Genomic DNA, 20492 nt, shown 5'->3' with positions numbered 1-20492 from the left:
TATTTCAGTACTGGATCTCAGTACTTGGCGACGATCGGGCCACCGAACTTGTAGTTCAGGCGGACGAGGCCCATGTCGACGTCCTGGCTGACGTGAACCGGCAGAACGCCGACGCCGCCGGTCAGGTTCTGGTCGTTGCCGCCCAGGAAGATGTGGTTGTACTCAGCGCCGATCGACCAGTTCGGAGCGAAGCCGAACTCGATGCCCGCGCCGACCGTGCCGCCCCAACGGGTGTCGTTGGCCGAAGCCAGCGTCACGCCAGCGAGCGAGGCGTTGTACTTGGTGCCGACCACAGCCGCACCGCCCTTGACGTAGAGCAGGACGTTGTTCCAGGCGTAGCCGACCTGACCGGTGATCAGACCGAACGAATCGATCTTGGTGCTGTTGGTGAAGCCGGAGATCGCGCCGACGCTGCTGCCCGAGAAGTCAGCCCAGTTGCCCTGGCCTTCGAGGCCGAACACGAACTGACCGGACTGCCAGCGATAGCCGACCTGGCCGCCGACGGTGCCGCCGGTCGCGTTGTGCGAGCTGTCACGGCCAAAGCCGACGAGGTCCCAGCTCGCGTGCGACGAGCCGCCACCACCGTTGATACCGATGTAGAAACCGCTCCAGTCGTAGATCGCGGCAACCATCGCAGGCGCCTTGGTGTAAGGCCGCGCCGCGAGATCAGCAGCCACCGCCGGAGCAGCCGCGCTGAGCGCGACGAGGCTGGCAGTGACAAGCAACAAATTCTTCTTCATTTGAATCCCGTTCCAGTTTCTTTCAGAAGGCCCCCGGGCCATCGCGTTCTCTTAGCAGCGCTCGCTGGAATTGCTGTAACCTCGACGCAACAGTTGAGCCCAAAGGCCCTCGCTTCATTAATGAAAATTTAGTTCCGCGCGCGGGAAACCCTTTGAAACAAGAGTTTTCTGCAGTTCCAATGTGCTCGACGCATTTTGCGTGGCACATGTGCGTCGATCATCATCGCGCACATTCGCGTGAACGGAGAATCCTTGATGCGTGGATCTGTTGCATTCCCAATTGTCGCCACATTTGCACTCGCGTTCGGCGCAATTTCGCCGGCGCACGCCGTCGGAATCAATCATCCGTTCTGCCTGACGGGAGATGAATGGCCGGGTCTGAGCAATTGCCGATTCGACAGCTACGCGCAGTGCCAGGCCAGTGCATCGGGACGCGCGCTGAGCTGCATCGCGAATCCCTATTTCGCCGGACAGAGCGACGACCCCTACGCCTACCCGAATCGCCCGCGTCCGCAGCTCGGGCCGTTCTCGCCGCCCAATGCCGCATGGCCGCGATGACGATGCGCAGCGCCCTCCTCGGATTCGTCGCAGCCGGCCTGATCCTCGCGAGCGGACACGCCCGCGCCCAGACCTACGATCCCGACTATCCGGTCTGCATGCAGATCTACGGCCCGGTCGGCTATCTCGACTGCCGCTACGCATCGCTGCAGCAATGCCGGTTTCTCGCCGTCGGCCGCTCCGCCAGCTGCCTCGAGAACCCGTATTTCGCCGCGCGCAGGAAGGGCCGTCCCCTTCCCTCCGGCCGCGACGATCGGCGGCGCGCACCCCAGTAGCGGCCAAACCCAAATCGGAAGGCTGATATGCGCCCCGCCTCGCACCGAGGCTCCGGTGTTGACGCGGGCCGATCCGGGTCTAAGTACAGCGGACAAAGTCTGCAGGGGTGGCGACGTTCGCTGGGCTGGTTCCCGTTGACGCCACCAATGCAGGACACATGACGCCCTCGCCCCACGCGACCGCCGCCGCGCCCCCTCCCCATCTCGGAATCGTCCTCTTCTCGCTCGCGATGGGCGGGTTTGCGATCGGAACCACCGAATTCGCATCGATGAGTCTGCTGCCGTTCTTCGCAGCCGACCTCCGAATCGACGAGCCGACCGCGGGCTACGCGATCAGCGCCTACGCGCTCGGCGTGGTGCTGGGCGCCCCCATGATCGCCGTGCTCGGCGCGCGTTTCGCCAGGCGCACGCAGTTGCTGGTGTTGATGGCCGTGTTCGCGCTCGGCAACGGGCTCACGGCACTCGCGCCGAGCTACGGCTGGATGATCGCGGCGCGTTTTCTGTCGGGATTGCCGCACGGCGCCTATTTCGGCATTGCCGCGCTCGTCGCCGCCTCGCTCGTCCCGTACGATCGCCGCTCCCAGGCGGTCGGCCGCCTCATGCTCGGCCTGACCTGCGCCACGATCATCGGCGTCCCGCTGGCCAATCTGGTTGGGCAGGCGATCGGCTGGCGCGCGAGCTTCGGCCTCGTTTCGCTGCTGGCGCTGCTCACGGTGCTGCTCTGCGCGCTGTTCGCGCCGCGCGACCAGGCCGGCAGGTCGGATCCGTTGCGGGAACTCGGCGCCCTGAAGAGCGGCCGCGTCTGGATCACACTGGCGATCGGCGCGATCGGCTTCGGCGGCATGTTCGCGGTCTATACCTATCTCGCGACGACACTGATCGAGGTCACCGGTGTCAGCACCGCCGCCATTCCGTTCTTCCTGGCGATCTTCGGCATCGGGGCCACGCTCGGCAATCTGTTCGTGCCGCGCTTCGCCGACCGCGCGCTGATGCCGACGGCGGGCTGCATCCTGTTGTTTTCGGCGGTCGCGCTTCTGGTGTTTCCGCTCGCCGCCCGCAATCCCTGGCTGCTCGGCATCGACGTCTTCGCGATCGGCGCGGGCGTCTCGCTTGGAGCCGTCCTGCAGACGCGCCTCATGGACGTCGCGGGCGACGCCCAGGCACTCGCGGCCGCGCTCAACCATTCGGCGTTCAACACCGCCAACGCGCTCGGCCCGTTCCTCGGAGGACTCGCCATCCGCGAGGGGCTGGGCTGGACGTCGACCGGTCCCGTCGGCGCGGGCCTCGCGCTGCTCGGCTTCCTGATCTGGATCGTCGCCGCGCGCGATGCCGGATCCGCTCCAGCCAAGGGAAGCAGCACGGCTCCGCCGGACAACGCGCCCGTGCGGCCGGCACCGCCACTCGCACCGGCGCGCCACAGCCGATCGGATCGCCCCAAACATCCGGTGGCCTGAGGTCCGCCATCTGATCCAGAGCCCGTCGCCAGGCGTATATACGGAGAAGCAATTTCCGGAGAGCGCGATGGCCTATGTCGCCGGCTATTTCACCACGCTGATCGTCTTTGGCGCAGTCGACGCCGTCTGGCTGACCTTGATGGGGCCAGCGCTCTACCGTCCGACACTGGGAGACATTCTCCTGACCGACCTCCGGATCGGGCCGGCGATCGCGTTCTATCTGATCTATCCGGTGGGATTGCTCGTCTTCGCCGTTCTGCCCGGGCTGAGATCGGGTTCTGCGATGGCGGCCGCCGGATCGGCGGCGCTGTTCGGCGCGATCGCCTACGCCACCTACGACCTCACCAATTTCGCCACCCTGCGCAACTGGACGCTGCAGATCACCGTGCTCGACATCGCCTACGGCGCGGCCGCCTCGGCTCTTGCGGCCTATGTCGGCCTTCTGGTCGTTCGCGCCGTTTCCAATGCCTGACGGCTCACGCCGGTCGTGACGGCGTCAGCAGATAATGGCTGACGCCCCATTCCCGACCGGACGCATGACCGAACAGGCCCATCGTGGCGAGGAAGAACAGGCGCCATCGCCGCTGCCAAAGACGTGCGTCGTTGCCGTAAACCTGTTTCAGCACCTCGAAGATCTCGGTCCGGTTCCGATCGTAATTGGCCAGCCAGTCCCGGGCGGTCCTTTCATAGTGCCGGCCGTTCCATTGCCACTCGGCGCTCACGTCGAAGATGTCGTGATACTGCCGGATCAGCCGGTGGCTCGGCATGATCCCGCCGGTGAAGAAATGCTGCGCGATCCAGTCCGCGCGGTTCTCGGCGGAGAAACGGTAAGAGCCGGATTTGTGCGTGAAGACGTGCAGGAACAGCCGGCCATCGGAGCGCAGCGCAGCTCGCATGCGGGTCAGCAGCGGCCGCCAGTTGACCATGTGCTCGAACATCTCCACGGAGACCACGCGGTCGAATTCTCCGCGCGGCACGAATTCGTTCATGTCGGCCGTGACGACGGAGAGATTGCGGATGTTCGCCGCATCGGCCTGACGAAGGATGAAGTCGCGCTGCGATGCCGAATTGGAAACCGACGTGATGCGAGCACCCGGATAACGCCGCGCCATCCAGAGCGACAACGAGCCCCAACCGCAGCCGAGTTCAAGGATATCCTGCCCATCCGCCAGCCCGGCGTGCCCGGCGGTGACGTCGAGCGCACGTTCCTCAGCCTGCGCCAGCGTATCGCGATCGTCGTCGTAAAGGCAGCAGGAGTATTTGCGCTGCGGACCGAGGATCAGTTCGAAGAACCGCGCCGGAATCTCGTAATGCTGCGTGTTGGCCTCGGCGGTATTGATCGCAATCGGCAGCGCCGCCATCGCGCGCGAGAAGCTTGCATCCGACCCGCCCGGAGATTGCGCCAGATGGCGCCGGGTACGTTCGACCATGCGGTTGATGACCGCAGCGCTGACGCTGTCGGGCCACGGCAGCGTTTCGCCGAGCCGGATCGCGGTTTCCGTCAGTGTCAAACTAGCCTCCTGCAGGCGCTTTCGGTGGCCCCGGAAAGAATACGTTCGTGCTCATCTGGTATCTGCGAAAGGCCTCACCGCGAGCCGCCAGCATGTGCTCTTCCAACGGCGGAATGCCCGACACATGGACGAGAAGCCAATACATGCAGAGCGGCGCTCCAAGCGCGAAATACCCCCAGGGGTTGTTTCCCGCGAGGTCGATGGCCAGGACGGGATAGGCCAGCCACCCCAGCCATTCGAAGAAGTAATTGGGATGACGCGACCATCGCCAGAGCCCCGCGTCGCAGACCTTTGCCTTGTCCGCCGTAACCTGACGAAACCGCCGAAGCTGCTCGTCGGCGATCGCCTCGCCGGCAATCGCCACGACGGAGATCAGGATCGCGATCGCGGTCTGCGGCAGCGGCATCGAGGCGGGAGCATTGGCCGCGAGCCACATCGAAAGCGCGAGTGGAATGCTGACGATCGCCTGCTTCTGCAGCAGCCAGAACATGCGCGGTGACGCCTCCGCGCCCCACTCCCGGATGAGCTTGGCATAGCGGGGATCATCCGTGATGCCGCGCGTGCGGCGCGCGATGTGCGACCCCAGCCGAAGCGACCAGATCGCAGCCATGGCGGCGACCAGGTAGGCATGAAGATGCATGGGCCACGTCGTCACTGCGCCGACAAGGCCGACGCAGCCGAGCCCGAACGTCCAGATGGTATCGACCCATCCCGAGTTTCTCGACCCGCGCCAGACCAGCCAGGCCATCGCCATGATGATCGAAAGCGCCGCCGAGAGACCGATCAGGCCGAGGATGAATTTGGAAGCCGTCATTCGTTGTCCCGGGGCGGATGGTTTCTACAGCCGTTGGCTTGCTTCACAAACGAACGAAAGGCTGCAACAGCTTGCCGAGCCAGCCACGCAGCTCGAGATCGCCCTGCATGGCCACGAGGCAGATGCACTGGTCTCCCTGCTCGACAAACGGAGTGTGATCGACGGTGTCGTCCGCCTCGTCGAAGTCACCCGGACCGTACCGTCCGAAATCGTGACGGAAGGCGCCTTGCAGCACGCAGGTCCACTCGATCCCGGAATGACCGTGATGGGGCAGCGATGATCCCGGCGCGGCCTTCAGCATGAACACGCGCGTTCCCTCGCTCTGAGGAACCTCAACCTTCCTCCAGTAGACGCCAGGGCCGATCCATCGCCATGGTCCGACGTCGTAGGGCGCGAGCACGCCGGGGCAATCCGGTCGCGCTTCGCGGATGACTGGCGCCGGCGGAGCGGCCTCGTCCAACCGCGCGAGCGCGTCGTCCAGCGCGCCGGACCGCGAAGCGGCCGGCAACGTTCGCTCGACCAGTGTGCCCGCGACCTGTTCGAACGCCGCGACCTTCGCACGGCAATTCGGGCAGAGCGCAACGTGAGCGGCGACCACGACGCTGCGCGGCTCGTCAAGAGTCCCCGCTGCGAAGGCAGCCAGCGTTTCGTCACCCGGGTGATGCGTGATCGTCATGAGTTCTCACCAAGGAAATCGCGCAAGCGCGCCATGGCCAACCGCAACCGGGATTTGACTGTCCCAAGCGGGATGCCGAGCTTCCTGGCGATATCGCCATGGGCGTTGCCTTCAAAGAACGACAGTTCGACCACCCGGACCTGTTCTTCCGGCAGACCGTCCAGCGCCGCCCGCACGCGGCTTTCGCGTTCGACGGCCTCGAGCGGCACGTCGGGCGGCGCGGTCTCGGCCGGCAGCATCAGCTCGTACACCTGATGAAGCTGGGCGCGCTGATCCCTGCGAAACCGGTCGATGCGAAGGTTCCGGGCGATGGTGAAGATCCACGCGGACACGGTGGCACGCCCGGGATCATAGCTGTCGGCCTTCCGCCAGACGGTGATCAGCGTTTCCTGCGCCAGATCCTCGGCCATCTCGCCGGTCGCACCACCCTTGATCAGCACCGCCTTGATCCGGGGCGCGTAGAAATTGAACAGCTCCTTGAAGGCCTCGCGGTCGCGACGCGTCGCAATGGCCCGAACGAGGTTGGCGGCCTCCTGCGACGCGATCGGTTCAGCCTCGTAACGCATGGTGGCCTTCGGCCGACTGTCCCATCGTCGCCGTCTCTCCCGTGGTACCGGCCGACAATCGCCGTACCCTAGCCTAGCTGCTGCACCGGTGGTTTGCATACACCCCGATACGTTCGCCATTCGGCTTTGGATCACCGCCGCAGACGTGATCCAAAGCCGCGTCTCATCCGTATCTGTCATCGGCCGCGGGAATCAGCGGATCGAAGGGCATGACCACGAGGACGGCGCGGATGCAAAGCGAGCGCGGAGCGCGAAAGCGGATTGCGGTTGTTGGAACCGGCATATCCGGGATGTCTGCGGCGTGGCTCCTGAGCCAGCGGCACGACGTGACCGTCTACGAACGGGACGCGCGGCTGGGCGGCCACTCCAATACCGTCGAGGTCGACACGCCTGACGGGGTCGTTCCGGTCGATACCGGCTTCATCGTCTACAACGAGAAGACCTATCCCAATCTCACGGCGCTGCTCGCCCATCTCGGCGTGCCGACGCACCCGTCCGACATGTCGTTCGCGGTCTCCCTCGAAGAAGGCGAGCTGGAATATTCAGGAAGCAGTCTCAATGGGCTGTTCGCCCAGCGCAGGAACGTGTTTCGTCCGCGCTTCTGGTCGATGCTCAACGATCTCTGGCGCTTCTATCGCGAAGCGCCGCGGGATCTGTCGTCCCTCGACGATCTCTCCTCGTTGGAGCAATATCTCGACGCCGGCTATTACGGCGAAGTTTTCCGGAGCGACCATCTCCTGCCCATGGCCGCCGCGATCTGGTCGGCGTCGCCGAGCCTCATGCTGCAATATCCGGCGGCGTCGTTCATTCGTTTCCACGACAATCATGGGCTGCTGCGCCTGCGCAATCGACCGCAATGGCGGACGGTGATCGGGGGTAGCCGCGTCTATGTCGGCGCGCTGACCCGCCGCTTCGGCGACGCGGTCCGTCTCGCGCGAGGCATCCTGGCGATCCGGCGCCTGCCCGACAGTGTCGAGGTCATGGACTACGACGGTCACACCGACCATTTCGACGACGTCGTCATCGCCACGCATGCCGACCAGGCTCTGGCCTTGCTGGAGGAGCCGACGGCACGGGAGCGGAGCCTGTTGGGGGCGTTCCGCTACAGCCGGAATCGCGCCGTCCTCCACAGCGACACCGCCCTGATGCCCCAGCGCAAGGCAGCCTGGGCAAGTTGGAATTACATCGGCGGCAGAGGCACCACGGAGCAACCCACCGTGACCTACTGGATGAACGCCCTCCAGCATCTGCCGACAGCACAAAACCTGTTCGTGACCCTGAACCCCCTGGTCGAACCCAGGCAGATCCTGCACGAGGAATATTACGACCATCCGATCTTCGACACCGCGGCGATGAGCGCGCAGCGTGGATTGTGGTCCCTGCAGGGGCAGGACCGCCTGTGGTTCTGCGGTTCGTATTCCGGCGCCGGCTTCCATGAAGACGGCCTGCAATCGGGCCTCGCCGTCGCCGAGGCACTCGGCGGCGTCCGGCGGCCATGGCAGGTGGAAAACGAGTCCGGCCGCATCTACATCGACAATGCCATCCGTCACCAAAACGGACAGATCGCCGCATGACGTCGACTGCGTGTCTCTACACCGGCCAGGTGGTTCACCGCCGTTTCGAGCCCAGGCAGCATCGCTTGCGCTTCCGGGCATTCTGGATGTTGCTCGACCTCAACGACATCGACAGCCCTTCGCGACATCTCAGATTCTTCTCGCGCAACCGCTTCAATCTCACCAGCTTCTTCGATTCCGACCATGGCGACGGCAGCGACCTTCCGCTATCGCAGCAGGCTCAAGCCCTCCTCAGACGCGCCGGGTGCCAGACGGACCAGCTCACGATCAGGCTGCTCTGCATGCCGCGGATCCTGGGCTACGGCTTCAATCCGCTGAGCGTCTATTTCTGCCACAGGCCCGACGCTTCGCTCGAAGCCATCATCTACGAGGTCCACAACACCTTCGGCGAGCGGCACAGCTACGTGATACCCGTCCGCGGCGACGCGACCGATATCGTCGAACAGCATTGCCTCAAGGAGTTCTATGTCTCGCCGTTTCTCGGCATGGACATGTCGTATGGATTTCGTGTCAGGCCTCCGGCCGCGGAGGTGAGGGTCGCCATTCAAGGCAAGGAAGACGGCAAGACCGTCATCGCGGCATCGCTGCAGGGAACGCGGCAGGATCTGACCGACCGCGTCCTGATCTCGGCTCTGGCCCGCCACCCCCTGCTGACGCTGAAGGTCATTGCCGGAATCCACTGGCATGCGCTGCGGATGGTGCTCAAGGGATTTCGCTTTCACGGGCGCGCGCAGGCCGTGCCGGGCATGGCGAAACAATCCACGGCGGACAAGTGAGACCATGACGGGTGGCGCCCCCGGACATGGTGACGTCGCCCTCGCATGTGCACCGGCGCGTCCGGTCCGCTCCCCGATCTGGTGTCAGGCATCGAGAACGCCAGCCGGCTTGCGGCCGGGCTCGCACCGACCGACAGGATATGACGGTCAGGCGCCCTTGACCGGCGTGTAGATCACAAGCTTCAGCGCCGGATCGTCGTTCGCCTGGAAGCTCGTGTGCTCGAAATGCAGCACGCCCAAGGTGGGATGAGACATCGTCTTCAGCCCCGATGCGGTGCTGCGGATTTCGTGTGCTTCCCACCATTTGACGAATTCCGGACTGCCCTGCCGCAACCGCGTCAGCAGTTCGGCGAATGCGGGATCACCGGCCCAGACGTCGTGGGTGGCGCGGAACATCGCGACCATGCGTTTGGCGACGTCCGCCCAGCCCGCGCCATAGGCCTTTCGCGTCTGCTTGTTCGTCATCATCAACAGCATCGTGTTGCGGTCTTCCTCGGGCAATCGCCCGAAGGCGAACACCTGCTCGGCGGCACCATTCCAGGCCAGCACGTCCCAGCGCCGGCCGGTCACGTAGGCCGGATGCGGCAGGCTGTCGATCAGCCGCAGGATCGCCGGCGGCACGATCTCGGGCGTGAACGCCCGCCTGTCGCCGTCGCGCGCCAGGGCCTTCAGATGCGCATGCTCGGCCTTGTTGAGACGCAGTGCACGCGCCAGCGCATCGACCGTCGTCACTGACGGGCTGACGGTGCGGCCCTGCTCGAGGCGGATGTACCAGTCGACGCCGATGCCCGCGAGTTGCGCCACCTCCTCGCGGCGCAGGCCCGCGGTACGCCGCCGCCTGCCGGCGGGAAGCCCGACGGTCTTCGGCAGCAGCTTTTCGCGGCGGGACCTGAGAAAGTCGCCGAATTCGACGCGGCGTGGGTCGGCCATGGCTTGCTCCCGCGATGGAGGGTCGATGGAATACTAGGATAATACCAGGCCTTCTTGTCCGCTCCAAGGCGGCGCATATGGGCTTCACCCGACCTTGAGGTGACCATCATGAAAGCTGCCGTTCTCAAATCCTTCGGATCGCCGCTCGCGATCGAGACCGTCCCCGATCCAGTGCCGGGCACCGGCGAGGTGATCGTCGACGTCGTCGCGACGCGCGTGCTGTCCTACGCCAACGAGGTCTTCAGCGGCGCGCGCAAATACGCGCTCGACCTGCCAGTCATCCCCGGCCCCGGCGGCATCGGCAGGGTCCGCGCGATCGGGCCGGATGCGACCAGGCTTGCGGTCGGCGACTGGGTCTTCTGCGATCCCACCGTGCGCGCCCGCGACGACGTGATATCGCCCGACATCACGCTGCAGGCGTGGAGCGCGCGCGACGAAGGTGGCCTACGCCTGCAGAAGCACTTCCGTCACGGCTCCTTCGCCGAGCAGATGATGGTGCCGACGGAGAACGTGAAGCGCCTCGGCACGATCACGTCCGAGCAAGCCACGCAATGGTGCGCGCTCGGGACGCTGCTCGTGCCCTATGGCGGCTTCCTCGCCGCCAGGTTGCAGCCCGGCGAAACCGTGCTGGTGAGCGGAGCCACCGGAAATTTCGGCAGCGCCGCCGTGTCGGTCGCGCTCGCGATGGGCGCCGCCTGCGTGGTCGCGCCCGGCCGCAACGATCGCATCCTCGCCGACCTCGTCCGCCGCTTCGGCGACCGGGTGAAGCCGGTGAAGCTCACGGGCAACGAGAATGACGACCGCGAAAGCATGAAGCGCGCCGCATCAGGTCCGATCGACTGCGTGTTCGACATCATGCCGCCGTCGGTCGGCACGACCGTGGTGCGCGCGGCGATCATGGCGGTGCGTCCCTACGGGCGCGTCGTGCTGATGGGCGGCGTCGGCATGGCCGGCGGCGCGGGCCTCGACCTGCCCTACCCCTGGATCATGCGCAACTGCATCACCATCCACGGCGTCTGGATGTATCCGCCGGATGCCGCAGGCCGCCTGATCGCGCTGGTACGCGCCGGGTTGCTGCGGCTGGAGGAGTACGAGGCCACGGCCTTCGACCTCGACCATGCCAATGACGCGGTGGCTCACGCCGCTGCCAATGCCGGGCCGTTCAAACTGACGGTGCTCAGGCCCTGACACGCGGCAAGCCGCGGCGATGCGCCATTGCCGCGGCTTTGCTCGTCATTTCAGACGGCTGGCGCGCGTCACCCCGATCAGTAGCCGGCAACGGCCGGCTACTGTGCATGGGGTTGTTTTCGCGATTTTAAGTTGGGACAGCCTGGGAAGGCATCGACGCGCACCTCTCCCCGCCGGGGAGCGGTGGACCGAGCCGCAAGAGGCGGTTCGACAAATGCGCCAGTTACTCGAGCTCGATGACCTGGCCGTTGGACAGCGAGACGCGGCGGTCCATGCGGCCGGCGAGCTCCATGTTGTGGGTCGCGATCAGCATCGAGACCCGGGTCGCCTTCACGAGCTGCATCAGCGCCTGGAAGACGTGGTCCGCCGTGTGCGGATCGAGGTTGCCGGTCGGCTCGTCCGCCAGCAGCACACGCGGCGCATTGGCCACCGCACGCGCGATCGCGACACGCTGCTGCTCACCGCCCGACAGCTCTGCGGGACGGTGCGTGATGCGGTCGCCGAGCCCGAGATAACCCAGGATCTCCTTGGCGCGCTTGACGCATTCGGACTTCTTCAGGCCGCGGATCATCTGCGGCAGCATGACGTTCTCCAGCGCCGTGAACTCCGGCAGCAGCCGGTGCGACTGGTAGACGAAGCCGATATCGGTGCGGCGAAGCTGGGTGCGCTCGATGTCGGGGAGCTGCGAGGTCGGGGCGCCCCCGACATAGACCTCGCCGGAATCGGGGGCCTCCAGGAGGCCTGCGATATGCAGCAAAGTCGACTTGCCCGAACCGGACGGTGCCACCAGCGCCACCGACTGCCCGGCCCACAGCGCGAGCTTGGCGCCATCGAGGATGGTCAGCGGCGCTTCGCCTTGAAGGTATTGCCGCTTTATCTCGTGGAGATAAAGAACCGGCACATCTTCCGCCCCCTGCTGCTCCATCAGCCCCTCACTCGTACCGGAGCGCTTCGACGGGATCGAGGCGCGCGGCGCGCCAGGACGGATAGAGCGTCGCAAGGAACGACAGCGTCAGCGCCATGATGACAACCGCCGTGGTTTCGCCGACGTCAATCTCGGCGGGCAGCTTCGACAGGAAATAGAGCTCCGGCGAGAACAGCTCGGTGCTGGTGAGCCAGGACAGGAATTGCCGGATCGATTCGATGTTGAGGCAGATCACAAGCCCGACGAAGAAGCCGACCAGCGTGCCGACCACGCCGATCGAGGCACCCGTGATCAGGAAGATGCGCATGATGGAGCCTTGCGAGGCGCCCATCGTGCGCAGGATCGCGATGTCGCTGCCCTTGTCCTTCACCAGCATGATCAGGCCGGAGACGATGTTCAGCGCCGCGACCAGCACGATCATGGTCAGGATCAGGAACATCACGTTGCGCTCGACCTGGAGCGCGTTGAAGAAGGTGGAATTGCGCTGCCGCCAGTCGACCAGGAACACCGGGCGCCCGGCGGCCTCCGTCACCGCCTTGCGGAACGCGTCGATGCGATCGGGGTTCGTCGTGAACACCTCGATCGAGGTGACGTCGTTGCTGCGATTGAAATAGGCCTGCGCTTCGGCGAGCGGCATGAACACGAAGCCGAGGTCGTATTCGGACATGCCGATCTCGAACACGGCCACGATCTTGTACGGCTTGATCCGCGGCGTCGTGCCCATCGGCGTGACGGCGCCCTTCGGCGCCACCAGCGTGATGCTGTCGCCGGCGTGCAGCGACAGCTGGTCGGCGAGGCGCCGGCCGATCGCGACACCCTGTCCGTCGTCGAAGCCCTCGAGCGAACCCTGCTTGATGTTCTTGGCGATCGAGGTGAGGTTGTTGAGGTCGTCGGAGCGGATGCCGCGCACCAGCACGCCGGAGGCGTTCCACGGCGAGGACGCCAGCGCCTGGCCGTCGACCACGGGCGCGGCAAGCCGGATGCCCTGCACCTGGCTGATGCGGTCGGCAACTTCCTTCCAGTCGGTCAGCGGAGATTCCAGCGGCTGCACCAGGATGTGGCCGTTGAGGCCGAGGATCTTGTCGAGCAGTTCCTTGCGGAAGCCGTTCATGACGGCCATGACGATGATCAGCGTGGCCACGCCCAGCATGATGCCGAGGAACGAGAACCCGGCGATCACCGAGATGAATCCCTCCTTGCGGCGCGCCCGCAAATAGCGCGCCGACAGCATCCACTCGAAGGGCGCGAAAGGCGCGGTGTGTACAGGTTCGGTCATGGCCTCATCCATCGCTCGATAATCCCATGATTCGGGGTCAATTGTGGCCGGATTGGCGGCCTCGATATCGGGCGATGAACAATATTCAGCCGGCGAGGCGCGCGACCACGTCGGCGGGAGACAGATTCTCGCGAGAACCGTCGCTGCGACGTTTGAGCTCGATCTTGCCGTCGGCAAGCCCCTTCGGCCCGATCATGATCTGCCAGGGAATGCCGATCAGGTCGGCTGCGGCGAATTTGGCGCCGGCGCGCTGGTCGGTGTCGTCATAGAGCACGTCGACGCCCTTGGCCGAGAGCTCGGCATAGAGCTTCTCGCAGGCCGCATCGACCGCCGCGTCGCCCTGCTTGAGATTCAGCACCACCGCCCGGAACGGTGCCACCGCTTCCGGCCATTTGATGCCGGCATCGTCATGGCAGGCCTCGATGATGGCACCGAGCAGGCGGGAGACGCCGACGCCGTAGGAGCCGCCGTGGATCGGCACGTCGACGCCGTCGGGGCCCGCCACCAGCGCCTTCATCGCGTCGGAATATTTGGTGCCGAAATAGAAGATCTGGCCGACTTCGATGCCGCGGGTGTTCACGCGCTTGTCGGCGGGCACTTCCTGCTCGAAGCGCGCGGCGTCGTGGACGTCTTCCGTCGCCGCATAGACCGAAGTCCATTGCTTGATGATCGGCGTCAGGTCGCTGTCATAGTCGACGTCCTCGCCCGGCACCGGCAGGCCCAGCACATCGCGGTTGATGAAGACGCCGGATTCGCCGGTCTCGGCGAGCACGATGAATTCGTGGCTGAGATCGCCGCCGATCGGGCCGGTCTCGGCGCGCATCGGGATCGCCTTCAGCCCCATACGCGCGAAGGTGCGCAAATAGGCGACGAACATCTTGTTGTAGGCGATGCGGGCGGCGGCTTCGTTGAGGTCGAAGGAATAAGCGTCCTTCATCAGGAATTCGCGACCGCGCATCACGCCAAAGCGCGGACGCTGCTCATCGCGGAATTTCCATTGGATATGATAGAGATTCAGCGGCAGGTTCTTGTAGGACTTCACATAGGCGCGGAAGATCTCGGTGATCATTTCCTCGTTGGTCGGTCCGTACAGCAGTTCGCGCTTGTGACGGTCCGCGATGCGCAGCATCTCCGGACCGTAAGCATCGTAGCGGCCACTCTCGCGCCAGAGGTCGGCGAGTTGCAGCGTCGGCATCAGCAGTTCGAGCGCACCGGCGCGGTCCTGTTCCTCGCGCACGATCTGCTCGATCTTCTTCAGCACGCGAAAGCCGAGCGGCAACCACGCATAGATGCCGGCGGCCTCCTGCCGGATCATGCCGGCACGCAGCATCAGCCGATGCGAGACGATCTCCGCCTCTTTCGGATTTTCCTTCAGGATGGGCAGAAAGAACCGCGACAACCGCATGGAGACACTCGAGGAATCAGTAAGGGGTTGCAGTGAAACCGGATTGGGAGCGAAAACACAAGACCGGGAATGAGGAAAAGCCGCTAACGCGTCGGAATTCCTGTCATTTTTCCGTCGACTTCAGGTTCCGCTCGAACCTTCGATCTCAGGGCGGCGCGACCTCGAGTTCGTCTTCGAGCGTGATCTTCTCGAAATCGGTCACCAGTGCGTCAATCCGCACATGCCAGCGACCGGCGAAGGGCAGCTCGACGCGGCGCAGATGCCAATAGCCGTCCGGTCCGAGTTCGGCGCTCCGTTCCATCGGCTCGATGCCGCGTTCGGGCAGGCTCAGGGTCAGCGTCACCTCCTTGGCGATCAGCGGCGCCGCGTCAGCTGTCATGAGCTGGAGCACGAAATCGTCGAGGCCGGCCTTGCCCGGCGAGACCAGGACCTGGAACATTGCCTTGTCGGTGTGAATGTGAAGCGCCAGCGGCGTCTCCGGCATGATGGTCCGCGGCGGCGGCGTGAAGCGCCATCCGGCCACGACGGCGAAGATGCCCAGCGCGATTACGCATTCGAACTGGATCGACCGCTTCAAGGCCGGCGCGGCCTTGATATTCCCTGCCAGAGCCGGGGTCAGGCGAAACCGATTGAGCGCAGCGAGCGCGAGCAGCGCGAGGACCAATACGAGCTTGACCACGAGAACGAGGCCATAGCGGGTCTCGATCAATGCCGACCATTTCTCGACCTGGATGATCGCAATGGCAAAACCGCTCAGCGCCAGGACCGCGACCACCGGCATCGCGATGCGCGAAAAACGGTTCACGATCGGCAAGGCCGGCGCCGCCGGTTTCGACACCAGCACGGCGAGCGGCGCGAGTGCGCCGATCCAGAAGGCGACTCCGAGGCCGTGAACGAACATCGCCGGCCGCGTCAGCACCTCAGGGGACGCCGTCGCGGCGTGCCCGGTCATCGCGAGCGACAGGCCGACGCCGACGAAGGCGGCGGCCGCAATGACGCGCGCACGCCATGCGCTGACCAGCGCCAACCCGGCGAGCAGCATCGCGGCGATCGCGACCAGCAATGCCGGGCCGGCACTGGTCGCGAACGCGATCTTCCAGGGAGCGACGGTCGCAAGCGCCGGCAGCGGCAAGCCGAGAAGATCGAGGCCGAGCGCGCCAAGTGAAGCAATGCCACCTGCAAGACCGATGGCGAGCGCTACGCGCGGCACGGTCGTTCCCGCCGTTGAGCCCGCAATCCAGCGAGCGAAGAACGCACCGCCGACGCCGACGAAGAGCCCGAGATAGAGGCCGACCCGCGCCAGCCAGATCAGGCCGTTCACCCCGCCATCTGAAGTAGCCTGCGGCTTCGTGGCGGTCGGCGCGCCGACCGAGAAGATCACCGATCCCGCAACGGGATGGCCATCCTGCGAAATCACACGATAGCTCACCACCGCGGTGCCCTCCGGCAAATCCGATGGCATCGCGATCGAGAGGGTTTCGTTGGCGACGCTGACGCGCGCGTCCGCTCGCGCCCGGCCCGCACCGTCGATCAGCCGGACCGCGCCGGGCGTCACGGCTTCGTTGAAGCGCAGTTCAACCGCCTTCGGCGCACTCTTGAGGATGCTGCCGCTGGCGGGGTCGACCGAGACGAGCGCCGCATGCGCCGACGCACCGGTCGCGAAGCCGACAACGAATAGCAGCGTCGCGAGCGCGGCGAGCAGGCGCATCAGGACTTCGGCAAAAGCTTCACGCCAGGCGCCGGCGATTTGGATTCAGGCGAATGCCCAGCTCCCTCCGGCGGAATTTCGATCCAGCGGCTCACGCCGGTCTCGCATTCCTGAACGACCGGGAAATACAAGGTCGTGTTCGGCTTGAGCGTGTCGGTCAGCACGGTGTGCATGACGAACTCGTCATAGTTCTTGTCCGACAGCTTGCCGCCGGACCAGACCACCTCCTTGGCTCCGGAGGAAAGCTTGTTACCGTGATAGTCGTACTCGCTGGCATATTTGCCTTCGACGACATCAACGTTCCAGCCCGCCTTCGGCATCGGCTTCACCGCGATCACGCCCTCGGGAATCTGCACGCGGACCTTGACCGTGGGCGAACCCGCGCAGCCATGCGGCACGGCGAAAACGGCCTTGTAGGATGCTCCAACCGTAGCCTGCTTGGTCTCGAGCGTGATATGCGCCGCCGCCGGCGAAGCGGCGAAAGCGGCTATCAGGATCAGGCAGGATCGTCTCGACATGTTCGGCCTCTTCGATATCGTCATTTGATCAGGATCGGCGATTCCACGCTGACGTGATCCGCCTCGGAGATCGAAATTCCGAGCCCGAGCATCCAGCGTCCCGGCGTCAACTGCGCCACCTTCACGCGCCAGGCATCATCGCCATCGCGCGCGGCCTCGACCGGGGCGAGCTTCTTGCCGGTCTGCGTGTCCACCAGTGTGACCGAAACGGCTTTTGCCGTGAGCGGCGCCTCATCCGTCGTTTCGAGCTGGATGGTGATCTCGACCGGGCCGGCACGGCCCGGCGACACCGTGACGTTGGCCATCGCCTTCGCGGTATGAAGATGGGTGAAGAAGCTGTCGTCGTCGGTCGCCGCTGCGAGCGGCGCTGCCGACAGCGACAGCAAAGCTGCCGCTCCGAGCGCAAGACCCTTGATGATCCGAGGCGTGGTCATGGGAGACTTGATCGCCTTCATCACATTTTCATTCCCGAGTGATCCGGCGTTTTCTTCATTTCCATGTGACCGGATTGTCCGGCATCGCCCGGCGCCTGCGCGCCGACGCCCTGGACGTCGAGGGAAATCGCGACCTTGCCGGCCTTCTCGAACTGCAACGTGACCGGCACCTTCTCGCCCTGCTTGAACGGGCCCTTCAGCTCCTGGAGCATCAGGTGGTAACCGCCCGGAGCAAGCTTGACCGTCTTGCCGGGTTCGATCACGAGCCCCTTGTCGAGCGCGCGCATTTTCATCACGCCGTTGTCCATCGCCATCTCGTGGACCTCGGCCTTGCCGGCGATGTCGGCGGAAACAGCGACCAGCTTGTCCGCCGCCACCCCCTTGTTCTCGATGGTGAGATAGCCGCCGGCGACTTTCGCACCGCCGGGCGTCGCCCGGCTCCACGCCTGCGAAATGACGAGGTCGCCCGCCTTGACGTCGTCGGCGCGCACCGGCGCGGCTAACATCACAGCCGAGAGCGCTGCGAGTGCGAGGATGTGTGAGAGCTTTTTCATGTCGTTTGCCTTTCTTCTCGTGATCGTCATCGCTCCGCCCGTCAGAACGTGTACTTGCCGGCAAGAACGAAAGTTCGTCCCGGGAACGGGTGGAACAGGAAGTACTGCTCGTTGAAGAGATTATCGATGCCGAAATCGAACGCGAAATTCTTCGTCGCGTTGTAGTGGATCTTCAAGTCCACAACGAAAAAGTTATCGAACGCACCATAGACGTGCGAGACGATGTCGGTGTTGTCCAGCGTGGAATATTGCTTGCCGCTGTAGCGCGCAGCGACCGTGTAGGCCCAGCTGTCGTTCGGCCGATAGGTGACGCCGAACCTGGCGCGCCAATCCGGGACGTAAGGCACGCGCTTGCCGACGACCGTGGTCGGCAGACCGGTGAGCGGATTGGTCCCGGCCCAGCTCGCATCCGCCAGGATCCTGGAATCGACATAGGTCACGCTGCCGAACAGCTGAAGACCGGAGACGAGGACATTGTCCTTCTCCGCCGACAGCTCCACGCCCTGCATCCGGATTGCGTCGAAGTTGCTGATCACCGTGGTCGGCGTCTGCGCCTGCGTCACCGGATTGGTGACGAGGTTGGTTTGAGAGATGATCGCGTTGTTGGTGTGCTCCCGGAACACGGTCAGGCGAACGCGACCGTCGCTCCATTTGCGCTCGATGTTCAACTCGCCGGTGAAATCCTGCTCAGGGAGCAGGTTCGGATTGGCGACCGTCGCCACACCTCCGACCGTCAGGTTTTGATAGAGCTCCATGACGGTGGGATAGCGGTAGGCTTCACCGAAATTCGCGGTGATGTTCCAATCCTTGTTGGGATCGAAGGACAGCGAGGCCTTCGGCGAGAAGTTGGTGGAGGACAGACCCGGCTGCTGGATCGTGGCTACGGACGTGATCGCGCCGGCGCTGCTCGTCGTGGTGCTGATGTTGAACCCGTCCTGCGCCCGCCATGTCTCGAGCCGCCCACCGAGCGTCAGCTTCAGGTTGGGCACGATCTTCCAGGCATCCTGAATCCAGAGTGCGCCGGTGCGGGTCTCGCCCTCACCTTGCGAGTAGAGTGAACCGGTGCCGGTATCGCTCGTCGTATTCCAGACCGATGATGCGTAGACGGGGCTTTCCAGCCGGTAGCGATCGCCGTGCAGGCCGAAGCTGACTTCGTGCGGTCCGTCATAACCGAACGGCCGCCAGATGCCCTTGGCGTCTGCGTTCTGCCAGTTGGTACCGTCCATCCGCGTGATCTTTCCATTCAGGGAATAGCCGACGCCGGTCGGCGTGACCGTGAACGGATTGAGCTGGATGTCCTGCAGATAGTTGTAGCTCGAGGCCGACAGGTCGAAATCGTAGGTGCCCTTGGTATCGCTCTTGACCGACACGGCGTTGCTGATGTGGGTCTGATCCCAGACATATTTGCCGGACGCAAAGCCGGACAGGCCCGCGAATGTGGCAGCACCGGTTGCCGAAGACTTCAGATAGGTCTGGGGATCGGAGACCTGATGGTTGTTCCAGACCCCGAACGAATAAGTCGCCTGCACCTGCGCCGTCACGTCATAGGCAAGGCGGATGTTGCCGGAGGTCTGCTGCGAATGGGCGAGAATACCGGTCCCCACCACATTGGCCGCAACACCCTGCTTGTTCAGCGCGGGAAACGCGCCGGTGGTGCCCGCCGGAATCGTTCCGTTGGTGGTGTAGGTCAGCGGCTGCTGGTAGCTGTCGAGATAATTGGCGCTGACCAGCCATGACAGGGCACCGTCGCGGTTGCCCGCGGCCGCGCTGGTCTGGCTCGTCACATAGGTATCCTTGGTGCCGTATTGATTCCACGGCATCACCGAGACCGTCTCCTTGGCGACGGCAAACGGCTTGTCCGGCATCTTGGACGAAATCAGCAATACGCCGCCGATCGAATTTCCCGGATAGGCCGCGGCGAAGGGGCCGTTGAGGAAATCGATACGGCCGATCGCTTCGGGGGAAATCAGGTTCCACTTCGGCGAGGCGCTGGTGTTGTTGTTGCCGATCAGCGCGGAGATCAGGAGATCGTCGTAGTAGATCAGCGTCCGGGAGCTGGAATTGACGCCCCAACTGCGGGTGGCCAGCACCGCCATGTTGTCGCCGTCGTTGCGCTTCCGCACGAACAAACTCGGCATGTATTTGATGGCATCCTCGGGGTCCTTGAGATTGATCGTCTCGTCGACCTCCTTGGCGGTGATGCTGAAGGATCGTTGCGGCAGTTGATAGCGCGCCACGGCCGCCGGGGCGTCGAGCGAAGGATGTGCGCCGCCCGCCCCTTCCCCGCCGACGGCAACGGGAGCTGCGCGCTCCGCCATGTTGGCCGGCTTTGCAGACGGATTCCTGGCACCGGCCGCCTGCACCACGGGCTTGCGGGTTTTGGGCTTGGCTGCAGCGGGAGCCTCGACGGTCACCGCGGGCAACGCCCTTTCGCTGCTCTGGGCAAGGACTCCGCTGCTGGACGACGCAAGCAGCGCGGCCTGAATGGCAACGATGCTCACGCCACGGCGGGCATGACAAGGTAACATGGGCACTTCCTGACGCCGGCTTTCTGTCCGGCCATTCGACAGCATCAATCGCCGGCGGACGGCCGCGGCGATCACGAGGGTC

21 protein-coding genes are annotated in these 20492 nt (G+C 64.7%); 7 read left to right on the top strand and 14 right to left on the bottom strand.

What is annotated here, in order from left to right; translation table 11 throughout:
- Positions 1-17 precede the first annotated feature (17 nt).
- The gene (locus QM712_RS29905; protein WP_415026744.1) at positions 18-740 is read right to left on the bottom strand and encodes an outer membrane protein; all 723 of its coding nucleotides are present in this window, start codon (positions 738-740) and stop codon (positions 18-20) included.
- A gap of 255 nt (positions 741-995) precedes the next feature.
- On the opposite strand from QM712_RS29905, the gene QM712_RS29900 reads away from it, so the two are divergent.
- The 4 genes from QM712_RS29900 to QM712_RS29885 all read left to right on the top strand — a co-directional run bounded on the left by QM712_RS29900 (position 996) and on the right by QM712_RS29885 (position 3499).
- Positions 996-1298 carry a DUF3551 domain-containing protein gene (locus tag QM712_RS29900; protein ID WP_415026749.1) on the top strand — a complete coding sequence of 101 codons (303 nt, stop codon included), beginning with the start codon at positions 996-998 and terminating at the stop codon, positions 1296-1298.
- Between the two features lie 2 nt (positions 1299-1300).
- Positions 1301-1573, top strand: coding sequence for a DUF3551 domain-containing protein (locus QM712_RS29895; RefSeq protein WP_415026743.1), 273 nt, complete (start codon positions 1301-1303; stop codon positions 1571-1573).
- 158 nt (positions 1574-1731) lie between these two features.
- A complete protein-coding gene (locus QM712_RS29890; protein WP_415026742.1) occupies positions 1732-3027 on the top strand; it encodes an MFS transporter in 1296 nt (431 codons plus the stop codon).
- A gap of 67 nt (positions 3028-3094) precedes the next feature.
- Positions 3095-3499, top strand: coding sequence for a DUF2177 family protein (locus QM712_RS29885; RefSeq protein WP_415026741.1), 405 nt, complete (start codon positions 3095-3097; stop codon positions 3497-3499).
- Between the two features lie 4 nt (positions 3500-3503).
- On the opposite strand, the gene QM712_RS29880 is transcribed toward QM712_RS29885, so the two are convergent.
- The 4 genes from QM712_RS29880 to QM712_RS29865 are packed head-to-tail and all read right to left on the bottom strand — an operon-like array spanning position 3504 to position 6774.
- Entirely contained in the window at positions 3504-4538 is a 1035-nt protein-coding gene (locus QM712_RS29880; RefSeq protein WP_415026740.1) for an SAM-dependent methyltransferase, read from the bottom strand.
- Between the two features lies 1 nt (position 4539).
- Positions 4540-5352 carry a DUF1295 domain-containing protein gene (locus tag QM712_RS29875; RefSeq protein WP_415026739.1) on the bottom strand — a complete coding sequence of 271 codons (813 nt, stop codon included), beginning with the start codon at positions 5350-5352 and terminating at the stop codon, positions 4540-4542.
- Positions 5353-5395: 43 nt separating this feature from the next.
- On the bottom strand, positions 5396-6028 hold the full coding sequence (locus QM712_RS29870; RefSeq protein ID WP_415026738.1) for a ChrR family anti-sigma-E factor: 633 nt from the start codon (positions 6026-6028) through the stop codon (positions 5396-5398).
- The gene (locus QM712_RS29865) at positions 6025-6774 is read right to left on the bottom strand and encodes a sigma-70 family RNA polymerase sigma factor (protein ID WP_415026737.1); all 750 of its coding nucleotides are present in this window, start codon (positions 6772-6774) and stop codon (positions 6025-6027) included. The genes QM712_RS29870 and QM712_RS29865 overlap by 4 nt, the downstream gene beginning before the upstream one ends.
- A 50-nt stretch (positions 6775-6824) precedes the next feature.
- Between QM712_RS29865 and QM712_RS29860 the strand changes: the two genes are divergently transcribed.
- The gene (locus tag QM712_RS29860) at positions 6825-8168 is read left to right on the top strand and encodes an NAD(P)/FAD-dependent oxidoreductase (RefSeq protein WP_415026748.1); all 1344 of its coding nucleotides are present in this window, start codon (positions 6825-6827) and stop codon (positions 8166-8168) included.
- Positions 8165-8944 carry a DUF1365 domain-containing protein gene (locus QM712_RS29855; protein ID WP_415026736.1) on the top strand — a complete coding sequence of 260 codons (780 nt, stop codon included), beginning with the start codon at positions 8165-8167 and terminating at the stop codon, positions 8942-8944. Before QM712_RS29860 ends, QM712_RS29855 begins: the two co-directional genes overlap by 4 nt.
- A 147-nt stretch (positions 8945-9091) precedes the next feature.
- Here QM712_RS29855 and QM712_RS29850 read toward each other — a convergent pair whose 3' ends face one another.
- Positions 9092-9874 carry a helix-turn-helix transcriptional regulator gene (locus QM712_RS29850; protein WP_415026735.1) on the bottom strand — a complete coding sequence of 261 codons (783 nt, stop codon included), beginning with the start codon at positions 9872-9874 and terminating at the stop codon, positions 9092-9094.
- A 108-nt stretch (positions 9875-9982) separates the two neighbouring features.
- Here QM712_RS29850 and QM712_RS29845 point away from each other — a divergent pair, with 108 nt between their 5' ends.
- Positions 9983-11062: a zinc-binding dehydrogenase gene (locus tag QM712_RS29845; RefSeq protein ID WP_415026734.1), complete on the top strand. Its 1080-nt coding sequence runs from the start codon at positions 9983-9985 to the stop codon at positions 11060-11062.
- Between the two features lie 223 nt (positions 11063-11285).
- Here QM712_RS29845 and QM712_RS29840 read toward each other — a convergent pair whose 3' ends face one another.
- The 8 genes from QM712_RS29840 to QM712_RS29805 all read right to left on the bottom strand — a co-directional run bounded on the left by QM712_RS29840 (position 11286) and on the right by QM712_RS29805 (position 20410).
- Positions 11286-11987: an ABC transporter ATP-binding protein gene (locus QM712_RS29840; RefSeq protein WP_415026733.1), complete on the bottom strand. Its 702-nt coding sequence runs from the start codon at positions 11985-11987 to the stop codon at positions 11286-11288.
- A gap of 7 nt (positions 11988-11994) precedes the next feature.
- On the bottom strand, positions 11995-13275 hold the full coding sequence (locus QM712_RS29835) for a lipoprotein-releasing ABC transporter permease subunit (RefSeq protein WP_415026732.1): 1281 nt from the start codon (positions 13273-13275) through the stop codon (positions 11995-11997).
- Positions 13276-13348: 73 nt separating this feature from the next.
- Positions 13349-14668, bottom strand: a complete 1320-nt coding sequence (gene proS, locus QM712_RS29830) for a proline--tRNA ligase (protein WP_415026731.1) — start codon at positions 14666-14668, stop codon at positions 13349-13351.
- Between the two features lie 145 nt (positions 14669-14813).
- Positions 14814-16376, bottom strand: coding sequence for a copper resistance CopC/CopD family protein (locus QM712_RS29825; RefSeq protein ID WP_415026730.1), 1563 nt, complete (start codon positions 16374-16376; stop codon positions 14814-14816).
- Entirely contained in the window at positions 16376-16894 is a 519-nt protein-coding gene (locus QM712_RS29820) for a YcnI family protein (RefSeq protein WP_415026729.1), read from the bottom strand. Before QM712_RS29820 ends, QM712_RS29825 begins: the two co-directional genes overlap by 1 nt.
- A 20-nt stretch (positions 16895-16914) precedes the next feature.
- On the bottom strand, positions 16915-17328 hold the full coding sequence (locus QM712_RS29815; RefSeq protein WP_415026728.1) for a hypothetical protein: 414 nt from the start codon (positions 17326-17328) through the stop codon (positions 16915-16917).
- Between the two features lie 20 nt (positions 17329-17348).
- Positions 17349-17882, bottom strand: coding sequence for a copper chaperone PCu(A)C (locus QM712_RS29810; RefSeq protein ID WP_415026727.1), 534 nt, complete (start codon positions 17880-17882; stop codon positions 17349-17351).
- A 41-nt stretch (positions 17883-17923) separates the two neighbouring features.
- Positions 17924-20410, bottom strand: coding sequence for a TonB-dependent receptor domain-containing protein (locus tag QM712_RS29805; RefSeq protein WP_415026726.1), 2487 nt, complete (start codon positions 20408-20410; stop codon positions 17924-17926).
- Between the last annotated feature and the right edge of the window lie 82 nt (positions 20411-20492).

This window comes from Bradyrhizobium sp. (assembly GCF_047605465.1).
GTDB lineage: Bacteria > Pseudomonadota > Alphaproteobacteria > Rhizobiales > Xanthobacteraceae > Bradyrhizobium.
This window is presented reverse-complemented; position numbering and strand designations above follow the sequence as displayed.

What these genes read in the sequence shown, in the direction of transcription:
- QM712_RS29815 (WP_415026728.1), bottom strand. Translation starts at nt 17,328, where the DNA reads ATGACCACGCCTCGGATCATCAAGGGTCTTGCGCTCGGAGCGGCAGCT.
- QM712_RS29825 (WP_415026730.1), bottom strand. Translation starts at nt 16,376, where the DNA reads ATGCGCCTGCTCGCCGCGCTCGCGACGCTGCTATTCGTTGTCGGCTTC.
- QM712_RS29875 (WP_415026739.1), bottom strand. Translation starts at nt 5,352, where the DNA reads ATGACGGCTTCCAAATTCATCCTCGGCCTGATCGGTCTCTCGGCGGCG.
- QM712_RS29890 (WP_415026742.1), top strand. Translation starts at nt 1,732, where the DNA reads ATGACGCCCTCGCCCCACGCGACCGCCGCCGCGCCCCCTCCCCATCTC.
- proS (WP_415026731.1), bottom strand. Translation starts at nt 14,668, where the DNA reads ATGCGGTTGTCGCGGTTCTTTCTGCCCATCCTGAAGGAAAATCCGAAA.
- QM712_RS29905 (WP_415026744.1), bottom strand. Translation starts at nt 740, where the DNA reads ATGAAGAAGAATTTGTTGCTTGTCACTGCCAGCCTCGTCGCGCTCAGC.
- QM712_RS29900 (WP_415026749.1), top strand. Translation starts at nt 996, where the DNA reads ATGCGTGGATCTGTTGCATTCCCAATTGTCGCCACATTTGCACTCGCG.
- QM712_RS29805 (WP_415026726.1), bottom strand. Translation starts at nt 20,410, where the DNA reads ATGTTACCTTGTCATGCCCGCCGTGGCGTGAGCATCGTTGCCATTCAG.
- QM712_RS29885 (WP_415026741.1), top strand. Translation starts at nt 3,095, where the DNA reads ATGGCCTATGTCGCCGGCTATTTCACCACGCTGATCGTCTTTGGCGCA.
- QM712_RS29840 (WP_415026733.1), bottom strand. Translation starts at nt 11,987, where the DNA reads ATGGAGCAGCAGGGGGCGGAAGATGTGCCGGTTCTTTATCTCCACGAG.
- QM712_RS29870 (WP_415026738.1), bottom strand. Translation starts at nt 6,028, where the DNA reads ATGACGATCACGCATCACCCGGGTGACGAAACGCTGGCTGCCTTCGCA.
- QM712_RS29835 (WP_415026732.1), bottom strand. Translation starts at nt 13,275, where the DNA reads ATGGATGAGGCCATGACCGAACCTGTACACACCGCGCCTTTCGCGCCC.
- QM712_RS29865 (WP_415026737.1), bottom strand. Translation starts at nt 6,774, where the DNA reads ATGACAGATACGGATGAGACGCGGCTTTGGATCACGTCTGCGGCGGTG.
- QM712_RS29810 (WP_415026727.1), bottom strand. Translation starts at nt 17,882, where the DNA reads ATGAAAAAGCTCTCACACATCCTCGCACTCGCAGCGCTCTCGGCTGTG.
- QM712_RS29895 (WP_415026743.1), top strand. Translation starts at nt 1,301, where the DNA reads ATGCGCAGCGCCCTCCTCGGATTCGTCGCAGCCGGCCTGATCCTCGCG.
- QM712_RS29850 (WP_415026735.1), bottom strand. Translation starts at nt 9,874, where the DNA reads ATGGCCGACCCACGCCGCGTCGAATTCGGCGACTTTCTCAGGTCCCGC.
- QM712_RS29845 (WP_415026734.1), top strand. Translation starts at nt 9,983, where the DNA reads ATGAAAGCTGCCGTTCTCAAATCCTTCGGATCGCCGCTCGCGATCGAG.
- QM712_RS29860 (WP_415026748.1), top strand. Translation starts at nt 6,825, where the DNA reads ATGCAAAGCGAGCGCGGAGCGCGAAAGCGGATTGCGGTTGTTGGAACC.
- QM712_RS29820 (WP_415026729.1), bottom strand. Translation starts at nt 16,894, where the DNA reads ATGTCGAGACGATCCTGCCTGATCCTGATAGCCGCTTTCGCCGCTTCG.
- QM712_RS29855 (WP_415026736.1), top strand. Translation starts at nt 8,165, where the DNA reads ATGACGTCGACTGCGTGTCTCTACACCGGCCAGGTGGTTCACCGCCGT.